Annotated in this window: 22 protein-coding genes; 14 read left to right on the top strand and 8 right to left on the bottom strand. The window is 71.0% G+C overall.

Annotation, left to right across the window (positions count from 1 at the left end; all coding sequences use genetic code 11):
• The first annotated feature begins 187 nt into the window (after positions 1 to 187).
• From ACZ6QQ_RS34455 to ACZ6QQ_RS34440, 4 genes are read left to right on the top strand one after another with little or no spacing between them, the layout of a single operon-like run.
• The gene (locus ACZ6QQ_RS34455; protein WP_465882048.1) at positions 188 to 913 is read left to right on the top strand and encodes an amino acid ABC transporter ATP-binding protein; all 726 of its coding nucleotides are present in this window, start codon (positions 188 to 190) and stop codon (positions 911 to 913) included.
• Positions 914 to 942: 29 nt separating this feature from the next.
• Positions 943 to 1,848 (top strand): transporter substrate-binding domain-containing protein, encoded by a 906-nt coding sequence (locus ACZ6QQ_RS34450; protein WP_465882038.1) that lies wholly within the window; start codon positions 943 to 945, stop codon positions 1,846 to 1,848.
• A 4-nt stretch (positions 1,849 to 1,852) separates the two neighbouring features.
• Positions 1,853 to 2,533, top strand: a complete 681-nt coding sequence (locus ACZ6QQ_RS34445; protein WP_465882036.1) for an amino acid ABC transporter permease — start codon at positions 1,853 to 1,855, stop codon at positions 2,531 to 2,533.
• The gene (locus ACZ6QQ_RS34440; RefSeq protein WP_465882034.1) at positions 2,533 to 3,189 is read left to right on the top strand and encodes an amino acid ABC transporter permease; all 657 of its coding nucleotides are present in this window, start codon (positions 2,533 to 2,535) and stop codon (positions 3,187 to 3,189) included. The genes ACZ6QQ_RS34445 and ACZ6QQ_RS34440 overlap by 1 nt, the downstream gene beginning before the upstream one ends.
• A 9-nt stretch (positions 3,190 to 3,198) precedes the next feature.
• Here ACZ6QQ_RS34440 and ACZ6QQ_RS34435 read toward each other — a convergent pair whose 3' ends face one another.
• A complete protein-coding gene (locus ACZ6QQ_RS34435) occupies positions 3,199 to 4,071 on the bottom strand; it encodes an ABC transporter permease (RefSeq protein WP_465882032.1) in 873 nt (290 codons plus the stop codon).
• Positions 4,068 to 5,006 carry an ABC transporter ATP-binding protein gene (locus ACZ6QQ_RS34430; protein WP_465882031.1) on the bottom strand — a complete coding sequence of 313 codons (939 nt, stop codon included), beginning with the start codon at positions 5,004 to 5,006 and terminating at the stop codon, positions 4,068 to 4,070. The genes ACZ6QQ_RS34435 and ACZ6QQ_RS34430 overlap by 4 nt, the downstream gene beginning before the upstream one ends.
• A 156-nt stretch (positions 5,007 to 5,162) precedes the next feature.
• Here ACZ6QQ_RS34430 and ACZ6QQ_RS34425 point away from each other — a divergent pair, with 156 nt between their 5' ends.
• Together ACZ6QQ_RS34425 and ACZ6QQ_RS34420 are read left to right on the top strand one after the other, a co-directional pair.
• Entirely contained in the window at positions 5,163 to 6,416 is a 1,254-nt protein-coding gene (locus ACZ6QQ_RS34425; RefSeq protein ID WP_465882029.1) for a sensor histidine kinase, read from the top strand.
• Complete coding sequence (locus ACZ6QQ_RS34420; RefSeq protein ID WP_465882028.1) at positions 6,413 to 7,069, top strand: response regulator transcription factor; 657 nt, start codon at positions 6,413 to 6,415, stop codon at positions 7,067 to 7,069. Before ACZ6QQ_RS34425 ends, ACZ6QQ_RS34420 begins: the two co-directional genes overlap by 4 nt.
• A 78-nt stretch (positions 7,070 to 7,147) precedes the next feature.
• Here ACZ6QQ_RS34420 and ACZ6QQ_RS34415 read toward each other — a convergent pair whose 3' ends face one another.
• A complete protein-coding gene (locus ACZ6QQ_RS34415; protein WP_465882026.1) occupies positions 7,148 to 8,332 on the bottom strand; it encodes an NAD(+)/NADH kinase in 1,185 nt (394 codons plus the stop codon).
• Between the two features lie 193 nt (positions 8,333 to 8,525).
• Between ACZ6QQ_RS34415 and ACZ6QQ_RS34410 the strand changes: the two genes are divergently transcribed.
• From ACZ6QQ_RS34410 to ACZ6QQ_RS34390, 5 genes are all read left to right on the top strand, one after another.
• Entirely contained in the window at positions 8,526 to 9,686 is a 1,161-nt protein-coding gene (locus ACZ6QQ_RS34410) for a helix-turn-helix domain-containing protein (RefSeq protein WP_465882025.1), read from the top strand.
• Between the two features lie 421 nt (positions 9,687 to 10,107).
• Complete coding sequence (locus tag ACZ6QQ_RS34405) at positions 10,108 to 10,272, top strand: hypothetical protein (RefSeq protein WP_465882024.1); 165 nt, start codon at positions 10,108 to 10,110, stop codon at positions 10,270 to 10,272.
• Positions 10,269 to 10,709, top strand: coding sequence for a hypothetical protein (locus ACZ6QQ_RS34400; RefSeq protein WP_465882023.1), 441 nt, complete (start codon positions 10,269 to 10,271; stop codon positions 10,707 to 10,709). The genes ACZ6QQ_RS34405 and ACZ6QQ_RS34400 overlap by 4 nt, the downstream gene beginning before the upstream one ends.
• 157 nt (positions 10,710 to 10,866) lie before the next feature.
• On the top strand, positions 10,867 to 11,925 hold the full coding sequence (locus tag ACZ6QQ_RS34395; protein WP_465882022.1) for a hypothetical protein: 1,059 nt from the start codon (positions 10,867 to 10,869) through the stop codon (positions 11,923 to 11,925).
• 179 nt (positions 11,926 to 12,104) lie between these two features.
• Positions 12,105 to 13,493 (top strand): glycosyl hydrolase family 18 protein, encoded by a 1,389-nt coding sequence (locus ACZ6QQ_RS34390; protein ID WP_465882020.1) that lies wholly within the window; start codon positions 12,105 to 12,107, stop codon positions 13,491 to 13,493.
• A gap of 39 nt (positions 13,494 to 13,532) precedes the next feature.
• Here ACZ6QQ_RS34390 and ACZ6QQ_RS34385 read toward each other — a convergent pair whose 3' ends face one another.
• Positions 13,533 to 14,099 carry a TetR/AcrR family transcriptional regulator gene (locus ACZ6QQ_RS34385; protein WP_465882019.1) on the bottom strand — a complete coding sequence of 189 codons (567 nt, stop codon included), beginning with the start codon at positions 14,097 to 14,099 and terminating at the stop codon, positions 13,533 to 13,535.
• Between the two features lie 97 nt (positions 14,100 to 14,196).
• On the opposite strand from ACZ6QQ_RS34385, the gene ACZ6QQ_RS34380 reads away from it, so the two are divergent.
• A complete protein-coding gene (locus ACZ6QQ_RS34380) occupies positions 14,197 to 15,111 on the top strand; it encodes an oxidoreductase (RefSeq protein WP_465882018.1) in 915 nt (304 codons plus the stop codon).
• Positions 15,112 to 15,220: 109 nt separating this feature from the next.
• On the opposite strand, the gene ACZ6QQ_RS34375 is transcribed toward ACZ6QQ_RS34380, so the two are convergent.
• Positions 15,221 to 16,207 carry an ABC transporter permease subunit gene (locus ACZ6QQ_RS34375; RefSeq protein ID WP_465882017.1) on the bottom strand — a complete coding sequence of 329 codons (987 nt, stop codon included), beginning with the start codon at positions 16,205 to 16,207 and terminating at the stop codon, positions 15,221 to 15,223.
• A complete protein-coding gene (locus ACZ6QQ_RS34370; RefSeq protein WP_465882015.1) occupies positions 16,204 to 17,121 on the bottom strand; it encodes an ABC transporter ATP-binding protein in 918 nt (305 codons plus the stop codon). The genes ACZ6QQ_RS34375 and ACZ6QQ_RS34370 overlap by 4 nt, the downstream gene beginning before the upstream one ends.
• A 118-nt stretch (positions 17,122 to 17,239) precedes the next feature.
• Here ACZ6QQ_RS34370 and ACZ6QQ_RS34365 point away from each other — a divergent pair, with 118 nt between their 5' ends.
• Both ACZ6QQ_RS34365 and ACZ6QQ_RS34360 read left to right on the top strand, forming a co-directional pair.
• The gene (locus tag ACZ6QQ_RS34365) at positions 17,240 to 18,406 is read left to right on the top strand and encodes a sensor histidine kinase (protein WP_465882014.1); all 1,167 of its coding nucleotides are present in this window, start codon (positions 17,240 to 17,242) and stop codon (positions 18,404 to 18,406) included.
• Positions 18,403 to 19,059 carry a response regulator gene (locus ACZ6QQ_RS34360; protein ID WP_465882013.1) on the top strand — a complete coding sequence of 219 codons (657 nt, stop codon included), beginning with the start codon at positions 18,403 to 18,405 and terminating at the stop codon, positions 19,057 to 19,059. Before ACZ6QQ_RS34365 ends, ACZ6QQ_RS34360 begins: the two co-directional genes overlap by 4 nt.
• Before the next feature lie 27 nt (positions 19,060 to 19,086).
• Here ACZ6QQ_RS34360 and ACZ6QQ_RS34355 read toward each other — a convergent pair whose 3' ends face one another.
• Positions 19,087 to 19,794 carry a polysaccharide deacetylase family protein gene (locus tag ACZ6QQ_RS34355; protein ID WP_465882012.1) on the bottom strand — a complete coding sequence of 236 codons (708 nt, stop codon included), beginning with the start codon at positions 19,792 to 19,794 and terminating at the stop codon, positions 19,087 to 19,089.
• Between the two features lie 117 nt (positions 19,795 to 19,911).
• The gene (locus tag ACZ6QQ_RS34350) at positions 19,912 to 20,958 is read right to left on the bottom strand and encodes a polysaccharide deacetylase family protein (RefSeq protein WP_465882011.1); all 1,047 of its coding nucleotides are present in this window, start codon (positions 20,956 to 20,958) and stop codon (positions 19,912 to 19,914) included.
• Between the last annotated feature and the right edge of the window lie 57 nt (positions 20,959 to 21,015).

Raw genomic sequence — 21,015 nt, 5'->3', positions numbered from 1 at the left:
CAAAAGAAAGGGGGCTCTCCAACGCCGCTCACCAGGGCCTGGAAAAAAATCCCACCCAGAACAATTTAAACCTCTTTCACCACGAAAACCCTCCGGGGGGGGGGGGGGGGCCCCCCCCCCCCCCCCCCCCCTGCCCGGCAAAAACCTGCTAGACCACTCTGTAGAGGAGGCTTTGGTGACCGCCGTCATGGTCGAACTGCGCGCGGTACGCAAGTCGTTCGGCGACCTGGAGGTCCTGCGGGGAATCGACCTCACCGTGAACCGTGGTGAGGTGGTGGCCATCGTCGGCCCCTCCGGCGGCGGCAAGAGCACCCTGCTGCGCTGCGTCAACCTGCTCGAACCGGTCACCGCCGGCCAGGTCTTCCTGGAATCCGAGGACCTGACCGCGCCCGGCGTCGACCTCGACCGGGTACGTCGCCGCATCGGCATGGTCTTCCAACAGTTCAACCTGTTCCCGCACCTGACCGCACTGGACAACCTCACCCTGGCGCCCCGGAAACTGCTGCGCACACCACGGGCGCAGGCCGAGGAACGCGCCCGTACCCTGCTGGACCGGGTGGGGCTGGCCGACAAGGCGGCGTCGTACCCGCGACAGCTCTCCGGCGGCCAGCAGCAGCGGGTCGCCATCGCCCGCGCCCTGATGATGGACCCGCACGTCATGCTCTTCGACGAGGTGACCTCCGCGCTGGACCCGGAACTGGTCAGCGAGGTCCTCGACGTGATGCGCGACCTCGCCCGGTCCGGCATGACCATGCTCTGCGTCACCCACGAGATGGGCTTCGCCCGCGAACTCGGCGACCGGCTGGTGTTCGTGGACGGCGGGGTGATCGCCGAGCAGGGCCGTCCGGCCGACGTGCTGGACCACCCGCGCAACGACCGTACCCGGCAGTTCTTCCGCAAGGTCCTGAGATGACCCCCCGTACGTGGACAGAAGGAGTTCCCATGAGATCGCGGATCGGCGTGGTCGTACTCGCCGTGGCCCTGGCCCTGACCACCGGTTGCTCCGACAGCGGTGGTGACGGTGCAACCGACGGCGGACCGGCCGCGGCGCCGGTGGACGTGGGCGCACCGCTGCCCGGCAACGTCAAGGACCGGGGCAAACTCGCCGTCGGCGTCAAGTGCGACTACCCACCGTTCGGTTACATCGACGAGGCGGCGAAGAACGCCGGCTTCGAGATCGACATCGCCCGCCAGCTGGCCGCGTACGCCTTCGGCGACGCCGACGACGTCGAGCTGACCTGCGTCACCGGGGCCAACCGGGTCTCGTTCCTCACCACCAACCGGATCGACCTGATCATCGCGACGATGAACTACACCGAGGAACGCGCCAAGACGATCGACTTCACCACGCCGTACTTCTCCAGCGGGGTGAAACTGCTGGTGCCGAAGGACTCCGCGATCGGTTCGTTCGCCGATCTGGCCGGCAAGTCGGTGATCAGCACCAACGGCGCCACCGCGAGCCTCTGGCTGACCCAGTGCATGAAGGACGTCAAGCAGGTGCTCTTCGGCCAGACCAGCGAGGCGCTCACCGCGCTCAAGCAGAACCGGGCGGACGCCCTGGCCCAGGACGACACCCTGCTGCTCGACCTGGCGTCGAAGAACCCCGACCTCAAGGTGGTCGGCGACAGCAAGGCGGGCAGCCCGTGGGGCATGGGCGTCCGCAAGGGCGACGCCGAGATGCTGGCCTGGGTCAACGCCGCGCTCAAGAAGCTCCAGGCCGAGGAGTTCTTCTGGACCGAGTTCCAGCAGACGGTGACCGACACCAACCTCCAGCAGCAGTTCGCGAAGTTCGTGCCCCGGCCGGGCAACGACCTGAGCTACCCGACCGGATCCACCCTGGTCTGCTGAGCCCATGACAACCGCCGACGGCTACCGCTTCGACCCCGGCTTCCTCGTCGACCACCTCGACGAACTGGCCGGCGGTCTGGTCCGTACGGTCGAGATCAGCGCCATCGGCATGGCCGGGGCGCTGGTCGTCGGCGCCCTGCTCGGCGCCGTCTCGGCCGTCCGGGTCCCGGTCGTACGCCAGCTCGTCCGGGTGTACGTGGAGGTGTTCCGCAACACGCCGCTGCTGGTGCAGATCTTCTTCCTCTACTTCGCCCTGCCCGAGATCGGACTGCGGCTGGACGCGTTCACCGTCGGCTGGTTGTCGCTGCTGCTGTGGGGCGCGGCGTACAACGTGGAGAACTTCCGGGCCGGGTTCGAGGCGGTCGAGAGCGGGTACGTCGAGGCCTGCCGGGCCCTCGGCTTCTCCCGGCTCGCCGCCTTCGCCCGGGTCTCGTTCCCGCTCGGCTGGCGGATCGCGCTGCCGTCGGTCACCAACACGCAGATATCGGTGTTCAAGAACTCGTCGTTCATGATCGCGATCAGCTATCCGGAGCTGACCGAGACGGCGGTGAACGTCGTCGCCGTCTCCTTCCGGGTGTTCGAGATGTTCCTCGCGATCGGCGTCATCTACCTGGGACTGGTGTGGCTCATGTCGCTGGGTACCCGGGCGGTCGAACGCCGCTTCGCGATTCCAGGAGGAAACTGATGCCCGCTTGGGTCGGCCCGGTCGCGAGTTACCTGGCCACCGGGCTCCAGACCACCGCGATGCTCGCCGTGACCAGCGTGCTGGCGAGCATCGCGGTGGGGGTGCTGCTCGGCACCCTGCTGACGTTGCCGAGCCGGGTCGTACGGGCCGTCGTCCGGGCCTACGTCGAGGTCTGGCGCGGGCTGCCGATCATCATCATCCTGTTCTTCATCTTCTTCGTGCTGCCGATCGTCGGTCTGACCGTCGACACCTTCGCCGCGTCGGCGATCGGGCTCAGCCTCTGGGGCAGCGCCAACGTCGCCGAGGTGGTGCGCGGGGCGGTGCAGTCGGTGCCGCGTGGGCAGGCCGAGGCCGCCGCCGCGCTCGGTTTTCCCTGGCCGGGCCGGATGCGTCACGTCATCCTGCCGCAGGCGACCCGGCGGGCCCTGCCGCCGCTGGTCGGACTGGTCGTCAACCTCACCCAGCAGACCTCACTGGCCGCCGTGATCGGACTGCTGGACATTCTCGAAGCCGCCCAACGCTCGATCGAGCGGCTCACCCTCACCGGCGGTGACACCCACGCGGTGCCCATCCTCGGGGCCGTCCTCGTCGTCTTCTTTGTCGTCTGCCTGCCGCTCACCATGCTCTCCCGATGGCTCGAACGACGACTCCGGTAGCCGGCACGGTCAGCCGACGTCGCGGCGGGTGATCAGCAGGCCGGCGGCGACGGCGAAGGCGGCGGTATAGGCGAGCAGCAGGAACGTGGCCGGCCCGCCGTCGAGGACCGCCAGCACACCCGGTGTGCCCTCGTCGCTGAACGGGGTCGCGCCGAGCGCACCGGCGAGGGAGCCGGCCGCCGTACCCGGCAGCAGGTCGGTGACCGTCGACACCCCGGCGAGCACGTTCGCGACCCCGCGCAGCATGTTCTCCAGCAGGAGGGTCCAGAGCAGGCCGAGGCCGACGGCAAGGGCCGGGCTGCGGGCCAGCGTCCCGACCAGCACCCCACCGGTGGTCCACATGCTGTGGATCAGCAGGGCGGCGCCGTACGCCCGTCCCACCTCGGCGACCGGCGGCCAGTCCAACGGCCGGGACTCGACCCCGCCGACGAGCGCGGCGATGCCGAAGTCGACCACCATCGTCACCGTGACGAAACCGAGGACGGTGAGGGCCAGGGCGGTCAACGTACCGCCGTAGGCCGCCGCCCGGCCGGGGCCCTGGGTCAGGACGGTCTTCCACGTACCCCAGCCGAAGCCGCCACCGATCGCGAGCGCACCCAGGATCAGCATGATCGCGCCACCGAACATGGGCGCACCGGCCATCGTGACCTCCGGTACGCCGGCCGGCAGCAGACGCTCCAGCAGCAGCTCCGGCGGCAGTCCGTCGCTGACCTGCGAGCCGGTACCGCTGCGGTAGCCGACGTAGTCGAAGACGTACCCGAAGACGACGTTGACGAGCAGCCCCACCCCCAGCATCACCCAGAGCACCGGCCACCGGCCGAGCCGGAGCAGTTCCGCACGGGTGCTGGACAGTACCGAGGTGGGTCCGTGGAATGTGGTCACGATGTCGCCGTCCTCTGCTCGGCCCGGTCGCGTACGGGCTCGTCGGTCAGTGCGGTGAGCCGGAAGAAGACCTCTTCCAGCGAGCGTTCGCGCACACGCAGTTCGTGCAGGAGCACCCCGGCCCCGACCAGCGCCGAGGCGATGTCGGGAGCGGCGGTGGCAGCCACGTCGAGCCGCAGCCCCTCGCCGGTCGGTTCGACCCCGTCGTCGCCGACGATCCGTCGCGCGACCGCCAAGGCGAGGCCGATCGGCTCGGCCCGGACGTAGAGCGAGCTGACGCCCCGCAGGTCGGCGACCGTACTCTCGGTGACCAGCCGGCCGTTCGAGATCACCCCGACCCGGTCGCAGAGCTCCTGCACCTCGCCGAGCAGGTGGCTGGAGAGCAGCACCGTGCTGCCCTGCCGGGCGAGGTCGCCCAGCAGCTGCCGCATGTCGGCCATGCCCGAGGGGTCCAGCCCGTTGGTCGGCTCGTCGAGCACGAGCAGATCCGGATCGCCCAGCAGGGCGGCCGCCACCCCGAGCCGCTGCTTCATCCCCAGCGAGTAGGAGCGGAACGGCGCCCCGGCGGAGCCGGTCAGCCCGATCCGGTCGAGTACGGCGTCGACCCCGGTGTCGCGAACTCCCCGATACCGGGCCATCACCCGCAGGTTGTCCCGCCCGGAGAGGTACGGGTAGAAGCCGGGCGCCTCGATGAGCGCGCCGGTACGCGCCAGCGCCGCCGGGTCACCGGGTCGGTGGCCCAGCACGCGCGCACCGCCACTGGTCGGCCGGACGAGGCCGAGCAGCATCCGCAGGGTGGTCGTCTTGCCCGCGCCGTTGGCGCCGAGGAAGCCGTACACCTCTCCCCTTCGGACGGTGAGGTTCACCCCGTCCACGGCGGTGTGTTCGCCGTACCGTTTGGTCAGTCCCTCGGTGGTCACCACTGTCTCGTTCACATCGGCAGCGTCGCAGCCGGTGACGGCGCCGCGCGTCGGCGTGCGGACGGCTTGCGCGTACGCGAATTGACGTAGCCGACGTACCCCGACGAGGTGACGCGGGGTGCCGGGCCGACCGCCTATCCTCGGACGACACACGGGACAGGGGGTGGCCGGATGTCTTCCCGATACCTGGCACATCGCTGGGACAGCGGTCTCAGGCACCACTGGGACGGCGTCTGGCCGGTACTGCTGATCCTGGTCCCCGGTCTGCTCGGCACGCACGGGGCCGGCGAGGGTGAACTCGGCTGGAACCGGGAACCGGACCTGTTCGCGTACGCGCTGGTCGTGGTCGCGGCGCTCGCTGCGGGCGTACTGCGTCGGCACCCGGCCGTGACGTTCGCCGGCTGCGGGGCGGCGGTGGTGACCTACCTGGCCGCCGGGTACCCGGTCGGGCCGATCCTGATCGCCGTCAGCGTCGCCGCCAGCGGTGCCGCGCTCGCCTGGCCGCTGCGCCGGACCCTGGTCGGCAACGGCGCGCTGGTGGTGGCGGTGCAGGTGGCCGGCGCCATCCGGTACGTCACCGACGACCCGGTGGCGGGTCGGGGCAGCCCGTTGCTGGAATGGTTGGCGCTCTCCTTCGCGGCGATCGCCGTACCGACGGCGATCGGCCTGGCGGTCCGGGTCCGCCGGGAGTCCGAGGCGAGGGTACGCGCCGCGCAGGCGCGGCACGCGGTCTCGGAGGAACGGCTGCGGATGGCCCGGGAGCTGCACGACTCCGTGGGGCACGGCCTGGCGGTGATCGCGATGCAGGCCGGGGTCGCGCTGCACGTGCTGGACCGGAACCCGACCAGGGTCCGGGCGTCGTTGGAGGCGATCCAGGCCGCGAGCCGGGAGTCGTTGCGGGAAATGCGCGTCCAGCTCGACGTCTGGCGTGATCCCGAGGGCGACGACGCTCCCCGACGGCCCGCGCCCGGCCTGGCCGAGGCCGACCTGCTGATCAGCCGGATCCGGGCCGGTGGACTGGAGATATCGGCCGAGCTGGCCGCGCCGGACCTGCCACCGGAGGTCGACATCGCCGCGTACCGCATCCTGCGGGAGTCGCTGACCAATGTCCTGCGGCACGCCGACGCCACGACCGCGCGGGTGCTGGTGCGGCGGGTGGGTGCCGACCTCGTCCTGGAGGTGGCCGACGACGGTTCGGCGGCCGGCGCCGACGCGGGGCGGGGCACGGGTGGACGTACCGGCAGCGGCATCGCCGGGATGCGGGCGCGGGCCGAGGCGCTCGGCGGGCACCTCGACGCCGGGCCGGGGCCCGAGCGGGGATTCGTGGTTCGCGCGCGGCTGCCGCTGGCCGTCCGGGCGTCCGCCGCAGGAGACGGACCCTCGGCCACGCAAGGTCGGGACGACGTGTCGGGGTCGGGCTCGTGATCCGCGTCGCGGTCGTCGACGACCAGGCCCTGGTCCGGATGGGACTGCGTACGCTGCTGGAGGACGAGGACGACACCGAGCTGGTCGGCGAGGCCGCCGACGGACGGTCCGGGGTGGACCTGGTCCGGCGGACCGGACCCGATGTGGTGTTGATGGACATCCGGATGCCGGTGATGGACGGGCTGGCGGCGCTGCGCGAGATCACCTCGGATCCGGCGCTGGCCAGGGTCCGGGTCGTGATGCTCACGACGTTCGAGCTGGACGAGTACGTCTTCGGGGCGTTGCGCGACGGTGCCAGTGGTTTCGTCCTCAAGGACGCCCCGCCCGACGAGTTGCTCCGCGCGGTACGGGTGGTGGCCGAGGGCGCGTCCCTGCTGTCCCCGTCGGTCACCCGGCGGGTCATCCAGCGGTTCAGTGCCGGTGGCCCGCCGTCCGGCACCGTCCGGCCGGAGCTGGACCGGCTCACCGAACGGGAACGGGAGATCGTGGCCTGGGTTGCGACCGGCCGCTCGAACGACGAGATCGCCGCCGAGTTGGTGCTCAGCCCGGCGACGGTCCGCACCCACGTGGGCCGGGCGATGGTGAAGCTGCACGCCCGTGACCGCGCCCAGTTGGTCGTCTTCGCCGTCCAGGCCGGCCTTACCCTGCCATGATCCGGGCCAGTCGGGCCGGGTGCGCCAGGTGCGGGAAGTGGCCGCTGTCCGGCAGGACGGGTCGACTGTGACCGCCGCTCAGCCGTCCTCCAGTTCCGGATCCTGCGCGGCCGCGCCGTGCGGCCGGAGGCTCTCGGGGATCAGTTCGAGCAGCTGGTCGCGGCGCAACGGCAGGTCGAGCAGGCTGAGTTTGAGCCGGCTGCGGCGGGCGTGCGTGCCGGCGGACAGGCGTACGACCTGGCCGGCGTCCTCGCGCAGGCGGACGGTGAGCACGGCACCGGGCACGAGTTCGGCCGACGGGGTGCCGTCGACGTCGACGTCGGCCGGGGAGCTGGCGGGGTCGATGTGCAGCGACACCCGGTCACCGGCGCCCAGCACGATGGCCCGGCCGATCCCCGCCATCGCCGCCACCGGCGTGATCACGATCGCCGAGGCCGAGGGCGACACGATGGGTCCACCGGCGGCATAGTTGTACGCGGTGGAGCCGCTGGGCGTGGCGATGACGAGCGCGTCGCAGCGGTAGTAGCCGTACTGCTGGTCATTGACGGTGAGGTCGACCGAGACGGCGCCCGACCGACTGCGCCGGGCCAGCACGACGTCGTTGAAGCCGGTGTCGGTCCGCAACGGCCGGCCGCTGCGGCACGCGGCGACGAGACAGCCGTGGGACTCGATGGTGAAGTCGCCGTCGACCAGCCGCGCCAGCGCCGTCTCCAGGGTGTCGGGGGTGACCTCGACGAGAAAGCCCAGGTTGCCGTGGTTGACGCCGAGCACCGGCACCGGCCGCTGCGCGACCAGCCGCATCGCCCCGAGCATGGTGCCGTCACCGCCGAGGGCGACCAGGCCCTTGATCCGGGCGACGAACTCGGGGTCGGGCAGGGTGTCGATCTGTCCGGTGATCCGGTCCCGGTCCCGGTCGCGGGCGATCACCCGGACGTTGTGGGTCCGGGCCCAGTGCAGGATCGTGGCCACCGACTCGTCCACCGCCCGGCTGGGATGGACGACGAGCCCCAGGGTGGGGACCTCGCCGTCATCCGTGCCTGCCGCCTCGACGCTCACTCCGGCCAGCCTAACCAGGCCGCCGCCCGCGATCGGGCCGTTCGGCCGGTCCGGTGGCGGGCCGGGCACCCGGACAGGGGATTTCGGGGCGGTGGATCGGCGTAGAGCCCGGATCGGCGGACCGCCGGCGGTGCCGACGACGTCAGGTGCGAGCTGAATGCCGCCGTCGCGGTAGACGAAGGTGGCGTCGCAGAGCCTCGGGTCCACCGCGCCCGTGCCAGGGCCAGGAACCTCCAGCGAGCGGTAGAACTCCTGTTCCTCGGCGTCGGGTGGCTCGTAATAGCACTGCCGCGTCTCGACCGGGTCCCCTCGATCGTTTGCGCGGTGTACCGTCCGAAGTGGCGGCCCGCCGGGGTAGGGCCCGGCGTGCCGCCGCCCCAGCCCTACCTGGGAGCCTGCCATGCCACGACGATCCGCTCTTGCCGTAGACCCTCGTTTCGGCGCCGAGGTTCGGCGACTTCGTGAGGCCGCTGGGCTGTCCCTTCGCCCTCTCGCCGCGAGTGTCTTCGTCAGCAAGGCTCAGCTCAGCAGGATCGAACTGGGTACCGCTCGGCCGACCGTCGCGTTGGCGAAGCTCCTCGACGCAGAACTCGGTGCGGCCGGGCGGTTGGCCGCTATGGTCGCCGACACGACAGCCGTGCTCCCGGCCGATACCGAAGACCGGCTCCGGTACGCCGCCGCCCATCCGGTCCGGGCGGACTCCCGCGCAATCGATGGTCTGGATCTCCTGCTCGCTGGCGAACGTCGCCTTGAGGACGCACTCGGGGCGGCGGCCGTGATCGATCCTGTCCGCGCGCAACTCGGTCTGGTGTTGAGGCTCGTCGGTGACTCACAGGACGCCCTACGTCCACGCCTGGTCGACGCCGCGAGCCAGTGGGCGCAGTTCGCCGGGTGGCTACACGCCGCAGTCGATGATCGCGCTGGAGCACAGGTGTGGTTCGACCGTGCCCTGGAGTGGGCCACCGAGGTTGACAACCACGACATGATCGCAACGATCCTCAGTTTCAAGGGCTACCTCGCCGAGCAAGCCGGGGAGTTGGGGACGATGATCGGCCTGTCCCGGGCGGCTCAACGCGACCAGGGCGTATACGCCGGCCAGCGCGCCTACTCCGCTGGCCAGGAAGCACGGGCGCTCGCTCTCGCAGGCAACGACCCGGGGGCCGCACTCGACAAAGTCAGCGAGGCTGAGGATCTAGCGCATAAGCAAGGCGAGCGGGAGGCCCCGCCCTGGATCTACTTCTATACGGACGACTTCTTCCGGCTCCAACGCGGGATCGTCTACCAGCGTCTGGGAGCAACCGATTCGCAGTACAACCAGTCAGCCATCGCTTTGCTGACGGAAGGCATCGCCGGGCTGCCCGCTGAGTCCCGGAGCACTGACTGGGGTGGCAAGTACCTGTGTGACCTGGCCATCGCTCAAGGTCAAGCCGGGGACCTCGTGGGGGCGCAGGACGCACTGACGGAAGCGCGGCTCATCGGCAGAAGCATGCGGTCACGTCGGCTACTCGGCCTGGTTGACGCCGCTGCCCACCGCCTTCAACTGTCCATAGACGAGGTGTAGACGCCAGCGATCTAGCGCGGCATCACCAAGCCGATGACGCTGTTCCCAGGCGCGGCGGCACGACCTTCTCAAGGGTTCGTTGGAAAGCCGCCGCACCCCGTTCACGCCCGATCGGTACCACCGTGCCGGCCGGGCGTCGGAGCGCGGGGCGTGGCTGAGCTGGCCCGCATGGGCCACGTCCCGTGCTCCACCTGACCCGGAGGTGAGCAGTGGCGACCAACAGCACCCGATGGAAGTACTTTTTCGACGCACCCGACCCCGACCCGGTCGGACAGCCGGCTCCGCCGCCGGAGCCCGACCCGGCCCCGGAGCCGGACCAGTCCGACCGCGACCAGATGACCTTGAGCGTGGGAGCGGCCACGATCGGCGGGCCACGCCGGAACAGCAGCCGCATCCGGCCGACGCATGGGAACCGCGGGCGGTGGCTGTGAGCAACGAGGCGGAAGAAACCCCGGAGGGCACCGTACGTCGGGCGCTGCGGATCGCGGCAGAGCACCGCGACCGCCCGTGCGGCCGATGCCTGGACGACGGAACCTGCCCCGATCTCGACCCGGTCAAGGGGCTACTCGCCCCGGGCGAGTGGTGACCACCGGGCCCGGCGGCGAGGTGCTGCGAGCGTCGCTGCTGGACGGCCTGGTCGTGACCCTGGAGCCGGGCGAGTGGTACGAGCGACCGCCGGTGCCCGCAGTGCCGACCGGACGGGTGCGAGCAACTGGCGTGGGCGTACCGGCAGCGGCCTGGTGGCGTGGCGGCGTCAGTGGTGCCGGTGCTGCTGGCCGGCGTCAGACCGTGACCGAGCCGCAGCCGGACCGGTCCGCGCTGACGAAGGTGACGGTCAACCTGAACCCGCGCGCCGTTGACGCCTTGGACGCGGCGTGCGCGCGGACCAGGGACACGAAGACGGACACGATCAACCGGGCGCTCGTCGTCCACAACCTGGTGCTCGACCTGATGGAACGCGGCGGCGGGAGCCTCACCGTCGTGAACGCGGACGGCAGCGCCGAGCGGGTACATCTGCTCTGACCGATCGTCGCCCGCCCCGGCGATCGTCGACGCCGCGTCGGGGGCGGTTGCGAACCGTCGACCGCCCTCAATGAACCATTTGCCCACCGGACACGTGCCGGGCACCACGGACGACATAGATTCCCGTCGGTCTATCCATACCGATGCGGGAGCACACATGCTCAACAGAAGCAGGATCGCCGGGAGATCCCTGGTGGCGGCCACCCTCGCCGCCGCGCTCGTGACCGTCGGGCTGGTCACGCCCGCTCCGGCGAGCGCGGCGGTGAGCCGAGCGGAGCTGGCACTGCGCTGGGCGCCGATCCACTACCAGGACGTCGACGCCACCGGAAGTCACGCCCTCGGCGGCAAGTCCGACTACATCACGAAGGTCGACTTCGACGGCGACCTGAACGGACGCAACAACTGGGACCGGGCGGCCCAGGCCGGCGCCTCGTTCGCCGCGCACGGCTACTACTCGGTGGTCGAGACCAGCACCCACTGGTACATCACGTACCTGTTCTTCCACCCTCGGGACTGGACGGACCACCCCTTCTTCGAGACCGAGCACGAGAACGACGGCGAGGGCGTGCTGTTCGCGATCGAGCGGGACGGGTCGACGTACGGGGTGCTGCGCTCGGCGGTCACCGTGGCACACAGCAGCTTCTACTCGTACACGCCGAGCGGTAGCAGCTGGACCGGTGGGCGGGAGAACGTCGACGGCACACTCCAGCTCCAGTCGTCGCCGCACGACTCGTTCCAGCACCCGGTGACCGCGCAGGAGGCCCAGGGCCACGGCCTGAAGGCGTACCCGCAGTACAACATCAACGGCGACGGGATCGTCTACTACCCGTCGACCGTCGCGGAGACGCCGAGCGACGGCAACGACCGGGACGTGCGCTACCAGCTCGTCGACATGTTCGCCGCCGGTGGCCTGTGGGCGCAGCGGGCGAACGCCAGCCTCTTCGCCAACCTCGGCACCTTCGCCGGTGACACCTCCGACACCTGCGGCACGGGCACCTTCAGCTGCTCGACCAACTCGGCCAACGCACCGTGGGGCTGGGACGACGGCGACGACCTGCCCGGCCGGGGCCAGATCGCCACCGATCCGGCGAAGCTCTCCGTCGAGTACTTCACGGTGCCGGGCACGCTGTCGCGGGCGTACACCTACAACCCGTACGCGAGCGAGGCGGCGGCCCTGGCCGCCGCGGCGAAGACGGCGCCGGCCGTCGTCGACTGATCTCGGAGATCGGTCCGGCCCGTCGCACGCCAGCCGGCGCGGGCCGGACCGATCGGCGGCGGCCGGGCCCCTCCCTCCCACGGGCAGCGGGACCCGGCCGCATCCGTCGACACATCGAGACAGTTACATTTAGGAAGGTTAACTGATAGGCTTCCTGCCCATCGACGAGGTGGGGTGCCATGAGACTGCGACGTGAGGTAATCGCCCTGGTAGCGGGCGCGGCGGTAGCCGTCACGACCGGGTTCGCCCCGGCCTCGGCCGGGTTCGCCGGCACGGTCGACAGGCCCGCGAACGTGGTGCTCGTGGTCTGCTCCGCCCCGGCCTGGGCCGAGGGCGTTACCTACCCGGCCGGCAGCCGGGTGACCTACAACGGGCGGCTGTACGAGGCCCTGGTGACGCACACGCCACCGGCCGGAGCAGGCTGGAACCCGGTCGCGGCGGCCTCGCTCTGGCGCGACCTCGGCGGCTGTGACGGTGGCACACCGTCCCCGACCCCCACCCGTACGGCGACGCCCTCACCGACGCCGACCCGGACCGCGACGCCGACACCCACCCCGACCCGCACGCCGACGCCCACGCCGACGGTCACCCCCACCGGCACGTCGGGACCGGGGACCTGCGCGGTCAAGTCGAAGCCGGCTGGCAAGGTGCTCCAGGGCTACTGGGAGAACTGGGACGGCGCGGCGAACGGGGTGCATCCGCCGCTCGGCTGGATCCCGATCACCGACTCCCGGATCCGGACCCACGGCTACAACGTGATCAACGCGGCGTTCCCGGTGATCCGCTCCGACGGCACGGTGCTCTGGGAAGACGGCATGGACGCCACCGTACGGGTCGCGACCCCGGCCGAGATGTGCCAGGCCAAGGCGGCCGGGCTGACGATCCTGATGTCGATCGGCGGCGCCACCGCCGGCATCGACCTCAGTTCGGCAGCCGTCGCCGACCGGTTCGTCGCCACCGTGGTGCCGATCCTGAAGCGGTACAACTTCGACGGCATCGACATCGACATCGAGACCGGACTCACCGGCAGCGGCAACATCAACCAGCTCTCCACGTCGCAGGCGAACCTGATCCGGATCATCGACGGGGTGCTCGCCCAGATGCCGGCGAACTTCGGCCTCACGATGGCGCCCGAGACGGCGTACGTCACCGGCGGCAGTGTCACGTACGGGTCGATCTGGGGCTCGTACCTGCCGATCGTCAAGAAGTACGCCGACAACGGCCGGCTCTGGTGGCTGAACATGCAGTACTACAACGGCAGCATGTACGGCTGCTCCGGCGACTCCTACGCCGCCGGCACCGTCGCGGGCTTCACCGCGCAGACCAACTGCCTCAACGCCGGGCTCGTCATCCAGGGCACCACGATCAGGGTCCCCTACGACAAGCAGGTCCCCGGCCTGCCCGCGCAACCGGGTGCCGGCGGCGGCCACATGTCCCCCGCGCTGGTCGCCCAGGCGTGGAACACGTACCAGGGCGGTCTCAAGGGGCTGATGACCTGGTCGCTCAACTGGGACGGTTCGCGGAACTGGACGTTCGGCGACAACGTCAAGTCCCTCCAGGGGCGCTGACCGCCCTCCCCGTGGGGCCGGTCGGACGCGGACGGCCGGTCAGCCGGCGGGAGCGACCAGCCGCCGGACGGCGTCCACGATCGTCGCGCGCCGGTCGGATTCGGGTACGAGGTCGAGGAAGTCGGCGCCCTGCAACTGCCACATGTTCGCGAGGTTGAGCACCAGGGCGAGGAGCTGCCCGGCGGTGAACCGGTCGGTGACCGCGCCCCGGCGCTGGGCCTCCGCCACGGCGTTCCGCTTCTGCTCCATCGCGGCGGAGGTGGAGGCCCGGCGGCCGGCCGAGTCGCCGCGCTCCAGTTCGTACCAGCCCACGAACCGGATCACCTCGGGGTGGAGCAGCCCGCCGTCGTGGAGGCGCCCGGCGTACTCGCCCAGGTCGTCGGCGTCCATCGGGACCCCCGCGACGACCTGCTCGACGATCAGGTCGAAGACCGCCTCGAACAGCCCCTCCTTGTTCTCGTAGAACGAGTAGACCAGGCCGGCGCTGATCCCCGCCCGCTTGGCGAGGCGGTCGACCCGCGCCCCGGCCAGGCCGTACGCGGCGAATTCGGCCAGCGCCGCCGCCAGCAGTCGTCGGCGTTTGGTGTCCGGGTCACGGGTACTCATGTCGCAAGCTTGCCTACTGAACATTCATTTGACAAGGCCGACCGGAGCCGGATAGCGTCGGCTTATTGAATGAATGTTCAATACCAAGGAGGCCACGATGACCCGCCACGACCACTGGACCCCCGAGGCGATCGGCGACCAGACCGGCCGTACCGCCCTCATCACCGGCGCGAACAGCGGAATCGGGCTGGAAACGGGACGGGTGCTCGCCCGGCACGGAGCACGGGTGATCCTCGCCGGCCGCAGCAAGGCCAGACTCGACGAGGCGGTACGCACCCTGCGTACCGAAACGCCGTCGGCGGAGCTGGAGACCCTGGTCCTCGACCTCGGCGACCTGTCCTCGATCCGGGAGGCGGCCGCCCGGATCGCCGCCACCGAGACGGTCGACCTGCTGATCAACAATGCCGGGGTGATGAACATCCCCGAGCGACGGACCACCCGCGACGGATTCGAGCTGACCTTCGGCACCAACCACCTCGGCCACTTCGCCCTCACCGCACAGGTCATGCCGGCGCTGCGCCGCTCCCCCGCCGCCCGGATCGTGACGGTGAGCGCGATCGCGGCGAAATGGCCCAGCGGGGCGCTGACCGACCTGATGAGCGAGGACCGCTACCGCCCGATGGGCGCGTACGCGAAGTCCAAGCGCGCGAACGTCGTCTTCACCCGCGAACTCGCCCGCCGCCTCGCCGGGACGACCATCACCCCCGTCGTGATCCACCCCGGCGCCGCCATGACCAACCTTCAGCAGCACAGCCAAGGGGTCCTCCGGGCGCTGACCGGGGTGATGGAGAGATTCCTGATGGGCTCGCCGCAGGGCGCGGCCTGGCCCAGCCTCTACGCCGCGACCAGCCCCGACGTCCGGGCCGGCGAGTTCATCGGTCCCGCCGCCCGCAACCAGACCACCGGCACCCCGAAACCGGTCGCCCTGCCGCGCGGTGCCGACGACCCGGCCGAGGGCGCTCGGCTGTGGGCCGCCAGCGAACGCCTCACCGGCGTGACCTTCGCCGGTTGACCGGCTGCGGTGTCGCCCCGGACACCGCAGCCGGACACCCGCCGGAAGGTGATCGAACGATCTCGGACAACGGCCCACCCCGCAGCTCCGAGACCCGGTCAACGCCGCGCTAGGTGATGCGGCCTCGGATCCGCCACAGGCTGAACCCGGCCAGCACGAGGGCCGCCGCGAGCAGGATCGCCGATTCGAGCCACTGGAAGTCCCAGTAGCGCTCGCCCGGCTGGTAGGCCACCCGCACCCGCAGGTCGAGGTTGCCCAGGCACTCCGCGACCGCGTCGACCACGCCGGTGACGCAACTACGGTACCGGTCCATTTCGACCGGCTGCCCGTTCGCGGTCAGCAGCTTGCTCGTCGACACCACCCAGGCATCGGGAATCCGCAGTCCCCCGATGTCGGCCTCGCTGCCCAGGAAGCTCAGGTTCCGGACCGTATCCGCGCTCACCAGATGCGTGTCGGTCACCGGTGCGATCAGGTGCGGACGGATCAGGGTGGGCATCACGACCTGGACGACGGCGACGAGCAGCACCGTGAGCGCCATCGCGGGCACGACACGGCGAAGCGTCAGCCCCATCGTCGCGCCGAGTACGAACGCGAAGGCGGCGTACGCCACGGGTGCGATGTTGCGGGCGCCGAACATCATCGCGGTGAACCGGTCGCCGGCCACCAGATCGTACGGACTCGCCGCCCAGGTCAACAGCAGGCTCGCGAGCCCTGCCGCGGCCATGCTCGCCAACCCCACGAACAGCAGCTTGACGGCGAGCCACCGGCGCCGGGTCACGCTCTGGTTCCACACCAGCCGGTGCGTGCCGCTTTCGAGTTCCCGGGCGACGAGCGGCGCCCCCCAGAACATGCCGAGCAACCCGGGCACGACCAGGAGCAGGCCGCCGAGGATCTGTAGGCGTGCCCGGTACTCGTCCACGAACTCGACCCTCGCCGAAGCACAGCCGCCGCCCGCTCCGTGGCACCGTAGGAGATCGGTGTCGTAGCCGTGCCGGATCTGCGCGCCCAGGATCACCAGGTAGACCGCGAGCCCCACCAGTGTCGCGGCGCCCACCGCCGCCTGGGCACGGAACTGCCGCCAGCTCAGCCAGGTCATCGCCGGGCCTCCCCGGCCGTTGCGACGACGGAAGCACGGGACACGTCGTCGGCGCGGGTCAGGTAGCCGAGGACCAGTTCCTCAAGGCTCAGGTCCGCCGTCTCCCATGCGGAGCCGGGAAGCGGGCCGCCGGTGCGTACGATCGCACTGCTCTGCCGATCGCCGTGTTCGACCCGGATGACCTCGACCCCGGCGGGCAGCCGGTCGACCACCTCACGTGGCGCGAGCAGCCGGTGGTGGGTCGACAGCAGGTCCCGGATGTCGCCGGCGAGCTGGACGCGGGAGTCGTCCAGCACGATCAGGTAGTCGCAGACCAGTTCGACGTCGGAGAGAAGGTGGGACGAGAGAATCGCGCTGGCTCCGAGTTCCGTCACGAACTCCATCAGATTCCGCAGGAACCCGACGCGTGCCAACGGGTCGAGTGCCGCAGCCGGTTCGTCGAGTACCAGCAGGTCCGGTTGCTTGGCGGCGGCGACGGTGAGGGCGAGTTGGGCGCGCTGACCGCCGGAAAGCCGGCCCGCCCGCTGACGGGGATTCAGCCCGAGTTGTGCGATCCGCCGGTCCGCCAACGCACCATCCCAACGCGGATTGAGCCGGGCGCCCATCCGCAGATGATCGGCTACGGTCAGCGCCGCGTACACCGGCGTGTCCTGGGCCACGTAGCCGACCCTCGCCAGGTGGGTCGCGTTCGCCGCCGGACGGGAACCGAGTACCCGGATCGTCCCGGAGGTCGGCGAGATCAGCCCGCAGGTCAACTGCAGCAGTGTGGACTTGCCCGCCCCGTTCGGGCCGACCAGCCCAATCACCCGGCCTCGCGGAACGCTCAGATCACAATCGGTCAGCGCCGAACGGCGCCCGTAACGCTTGCTCAGACCCTCGGCAATCAGCACCGGGTCGGGGTTCTGTCGTGGCATGGGCTCATCCTGCGGACCTGGCCCGGTGTCGACATCGGTACAAGGAACGGTCCGCGCCGGTCGCGGCCGTACTTTTGACCGGTCCGGTGCCGATGGCGATTTCCGTAACCTGGGCGACGTGGATATCGGGGATCGGCGCTCCGGGCGAACCACCACGGCGGCCGACATCGGACTCGGCGCCGCGTTCGCCCTGGCGCTCATCGGGCAGGCGGTCGCGCTCGCGGTCAGCTGGGGTGGTCACTACTGGTTGTTCGACCTCGGCGCCGGGGCTGCGGTGTGCGTGATCGCCCTGGTGCGTCGGCGCGACCGGGTCCGGGCGACGGCCGCCGGCCTGGCGGTCGCGGTGGGGGCCATCCTGGTCGCCCGGGTGGCCGACCTGCCGGCCGAGCCCGGTCCGGCCATGACCCTGGGTCTGTCGGTGCTGCTGGGCTCGGCGGTGCGGGCACTGCCGAGGGCGTCGGCCGGCACCGCCGCCGCCGCTGGTGTCGCGGTGGTCGCGGCCGGTCTGCTCGCCACACCCACCACCTCCTCGGGAGCGGTGGCGGTGCTGAACGGGACGGGTTGGCTCGCCGCGATCACCGTCGGACTCGTGCTCCGGCTGCTCGACGCCCGCCGCCGCACGACGGTCGAGCGGATACGTCAGGACGAGCGGCTGGAGCTGGCCAGGGAGTTGCACGACGTCGTCGCCCACCACATCACCGGCATCGTGCTCCAGGCTCAGGCCACCCGGATTCTCGCCCGCCGGCGGTCGGAACCTTCCGGCGGCTCACCGACGGACATCGAGACGTCACTGACCGACATCGAGACGGCCGGCTCCGAGGCGCTGGCGGCGATGCGCCGGGTCGTCGGGCTGTTGCGCGACACCGAGGACGGGGCACCCGCCACGCCCGGACCGGAACACCTCGGCACGCTGGTCGAGCGGTTCCGCGGCCACGGCCCCCCGGTACGGCTACGACTGCCCGACGGCCCGTCGCCGTGGCCACCCGAGGTGACCAGCACCGTCTACCGGATCGTTCGGGAATCGCTGACCAACGTCTCCCGGCACGCCACGCAGGCCCGATCGGTCGAGGTCAACGTCGCCCAGGAGCGGGATTCCATCACCGTGGAGGTCACCGACGACGCCCCACCGGTACCCGCCGGATCGCCGTACCGCGGTGGGTACGGCCTGGTCGGTATGCGGGAACGGGTCGAGGCACTCGGTGGTTCGTTACGGGCCGGGCCGCGGCCCGGAGCGGGCTGGTCGGTACTGGCCGTCCTCCCCGTCACCGGGACGGAGCCCCGATGACCATCAACGTCCTGATCGCCGACGACCAGGCGATGGTCCGCAGCGGCCTACGGCTCATCCTCGAGGACCAACCGGACATCTCCGTGGTCGCCGAAGCGGCCGACGGGGTGGACGCGATCGCCCTGGCACGACGACTGCGTCCGGACGTGTGCCTGGTGGACATCCGGATGCCCCGCCTCGACGGCCTCGATGTCACCCGCGCCCTGGCCGGTCCGGGTGTCCCGCATCCGCTGCGGGTGATCGTGGTGACCACCTTCGACCTCGACGACTACGTGTACGGAGCGCTGCGCGGTGGTGCCGTCGGATTCATTCTGAAGGACGCCGGCCCGGCACTGCTCGTCGAGGCCGTCCGAGCCGCCAACGCCGGGGACGCACTGATCTCACCGTCGATCACCCTGCGACTGCTGCGCCGTCTGGCGGCGGTCGGGGCACCCCGGAGCGGCCGACGGACTCAGGCACTGTCCAAGCGGGAGACCGAGGTGGTGCTCTCCATCGCCAGGGGCCGCACCAACCAGGAGATCGCCGCCGAACTCTTCATCTCGCTCAGCACGGTGAAGAGCCACGTCTCCGCCATCCAGGCCAAGCTCGACCTGCGCAACCGGGTCGAGATAGCGGCCTGGGCCTGGGAGAACCGGGTCGTGGACGGCAACTGACGCGGGAAGGCACGGCACCCACCGGTCTCAACCGACGCGGGACGGCAGAGTGAACCGCCACCCCTGCGACCGCAGGATCGGGATGGCCCGGTCGACGGCGTCGACGGTCTGGCTGCGGTCACCACCGGCGTCGTGCATGAGGACGACCGCACCGGGCGTGACCCCCTCCAGCAGGCGGCTCAGCAGTACGTCGGTGCCGGGTGGCTCCCAGTCGGCGATGGCCAGCCGCCAACCCAGCGACCGCATGCCCAGTCCGGCGGCGACGGCCGGGCTCTGTCCCCAGTTACCGTACGGGGCGCGGAAGTACGGTATCCGGGCGCCGGGGACCGCACGGCGGATCGCGGCGTTGGTCGCGCGCAGGTCGGCCCTGATCTGTTCCGGGGTCCAGGTGCCCATGTCGTCGTGGCGCATGCCGTGGTTGCACAGCGTGTGCCCGGCGGCGACGATCCGGCGTACCAGATCGGGGTGTTCGTTGACGTGATCGCCCCAGAGGCAGAACACGGCCTTGACCCGTTGGCGGTGCAGGACCTGGAGCAGACGCGGGGTGTCGACCGGACCGGGGCCGTCGTCGAAGGTGAAGCTGACGACCGAGCCGCCTCCCCGTGCGGTGTCGATGATCCGGGTGTCCGGGTGGGGGCGGTGCGCCTGGGCGGGACCGGACGCCGCCAGGACGAGGCCGAGGGCGCCGAGGGCGATGCCGGCGCGCACGAGCGGGCGGGTGGACAGCAGTGACATGGCACGTCCGCCTCTCCTCCGCCGGGGACCGGCGGGTTCGTACCCGATGGGTGGGTGCCCGGCCCGGCCGGGCGGCTGGCTGGGTGCCGGGGCCGCCGGCCGGGCCGGACCGTCGGTTCAGGGTGTACGGCAGGCGACCGTCGGGGCGGTCCAGTTGCCGTTGGCCATGACGGTGAAGCCGAAGGTGGTGCTGCCGCCCGCCGGCAGGTTGCCGTTGCCGCTCGGTCGGACGGTCATCACGAGTCCGCTGCCGTCCCAGCTCGGGCTGCCGTTCCAGACCGTGGACACCCGCTGCGGGCTGCGCAGGGTGACGGTGCCGGTCCAACCGGTCAGGGCGGAGCCGCCGGCGCGGATGGTGACCTCGCCGTTGAAGCGGTCACCCCAGCGCTGCGTCTCCCGGTACGTGGCCGTGCAACTGCCGCCGCCGGCCGGCGGTGTGGTCGGGGTGGCCGTCGGACCGGGGTTGCCCCCGTCCGGAGCGACCGCGCGACCGGTGCTGGTCGAGATCATTCCCGCGCAGAGGTTGCGGCTGGCCAGGTTCGCGACGATCTGCGGGATGGCGTTGATCGTGGTCTGGTAGCCGTCGTGCATCAGGATCACGCCACCGTTGCTCAGGCTCCCCGCCGCCTGCACGATCTGGGCGGTGCTGGCGCCGTTCCAGTCCTGGGAGTCCACACTCCACAGCACCTCGGTCAGCCCGAGCTGGGCCTCGACCGACCGCACGGTGCTGTTGGTCTCGCCGTACGGGGGACGGAACAGCCGTGGTGCGGTGCCGGTGGCCTGCTGGATCGCCTGCTGGGTCTGGGTCAGTTCCGAGGTGATCTGCGCGGCGCTGAGCTGGGTCAGGTGCGGGTGGCTCCAGCTGTGGTTGCCGATCCACATGCCGGCCTGCTGCTGGGCCTGGACGAGTGCCTGGTTCTGCTGGGCCCGCTGGCCCATGTTGAAGAAGGTGGCGCGTACGCCGTTGGCGGTGAGGGCGTTGATCAGTGCCGTGGTGGTGCCGGGGTTGGGGCCGTCGTCGTAGGTGAGGGCGACGTAGCCGTTGCTGCAGTCGGCCGCCGCGCTGGACGGGCTCGCGGTGAGCGCGACGGCCGTGGCGGCGACGACGGTGACCAGGGCGGTGAGTGCGAGGACGGGTCGGGACAGGCGGGAGGTCGGGGACATGGGCCGGCTCCTCGGGACGAAGGAGGTTCACGGGTACTACGGGTGGTGGGTGGTCGG

The organism is Micromonospora sp. NPDC049529, assembly GCF_055586685.1.
The sequence above is the reverse complement of the archived record's forward strand: the minus strand, read 5'-3'. Positions and strand labels throughout refer to the sequence as shown.

What these genes read in the sequence shown, in the direction of transcription:
- ACZ6QQ_RS34380 (WP_465882018.1), top strand. Translation starts at nt 14,197, where the DNA reads ATGACCCGCCACGACCACTGGACCCCCGAGGCGATCGGCGACCAGACC.
- ACZ6QQ_RS34350 (WP_465882011.1), bottom strand. Translation starts at nt 20,958, where the DNA reads ATGTCCCCGACCTCCCGCCTGTCCCGACCCGTCCTCGCACTCACCGCC.
- ACZ6QQ_RS34445 (WP_465882036.1), top strand. Translation starts at nt 1,853, where the DNA reads ATGACAACCGCCGACGGCTACCGCTTCGACCCCGGCTTCCTCGTCGAC.
- ACZ6QQ_RS34395 (WP_465882022.1), top strand. Translation starts at nt 10,867, where the DNA reads ATGCTCAACAGAAGCAGGATCGCCGGGAGATCCCTGGTGGCGGCCACC.
- ACZ6QQ_RS34425 (WP_465882029.1), top strand. Translation starts at nt 5,163, where the DNA reads ATGTCTTCCCGATACCTGGCACATCGCTGGGACAGCGGTCTCAGGCAC.
- ACZ6QQ_RS34410 (WP_465882025.1), top strand. Translation starts at nt 8,526, where the DNA reads ATGCCACGACGATCCGCTCTTGCCGTAGACCCTCGTTTCGGCGCCGAG.
- ACZ6QQ_RS34450 (WP_465882038.1), top strand. Translation starts at nt 943, where the DNA reads ATGAGATCGCGGATCGGCGTGGTCGTACTCGCCGTGGCCCTGGCCCTG.
- ACZ6QQ_RS34360 (WP_465882013.1), top strand. Translation starts at nt 18,403, where the DNA reads ATGACCATCAACGTCCTGATCGCCGACGACCAGGCGATGGTCCGCAGC.
- ACZ6QQ_RS34385 (WP_465882019.1), bottom strand. Translation starts at nt 14,099, where the DNA reads ATGAGTACCCGTGACCCGGACACCAAACGCCGACGACTGCTGGCGGCG.
- ACZ6QQ_RS34375 (WP_465882017.1), bottom strand. Translation starts at nt 16,207, where the DNA reads ATGACCTGGCTGAGCTGGCGGCAGTTCCGTGCCCAGGCGGCGGTGGGC.
- ACZ6QQ_RS34390 (WP_465882020.1), top strand. Translation starts at nt 12,105, where the DNA reads ATGAGACTGCGACGTGAGGTAATCGCCCTGGTAGCGGGCGCGGCGGTA.
- ACZ6QQ_RS34455 (WP_465882048.1), top strand. Translation starts at nt 188, where the DNA reads ATGGTCGAACTGCGCGCGGTACGCAAGTCGTTCGGCGACCTGGAGGTC.
- ACZ6QQ_RS34355 (WP_465882012.1), bottom strand. Translation starts at nt 19,794, where the DNA reads ATGTCACTGCTGTCCACCCGCCCGCTCGTGCGCGCCGGCATCGCCCTC.
- ACZ6QQ_RS34440 (WP_465882034.1), top strand. Translation starts at nt 2,533, where the DNA reads ATGCCCGCTTGGGTCGGCCCGGTCGCGAGTTACCTGGCCACCGGGCTC.
- ACZ6QQ_RS34370 (WP_465882015.1), bottom strand. Translation starts at nt 17,121, where the DNA reads ATGCCACGACAGAACCCCGACCCGGTGCTGATTGCCGAGGGTCTGAGC.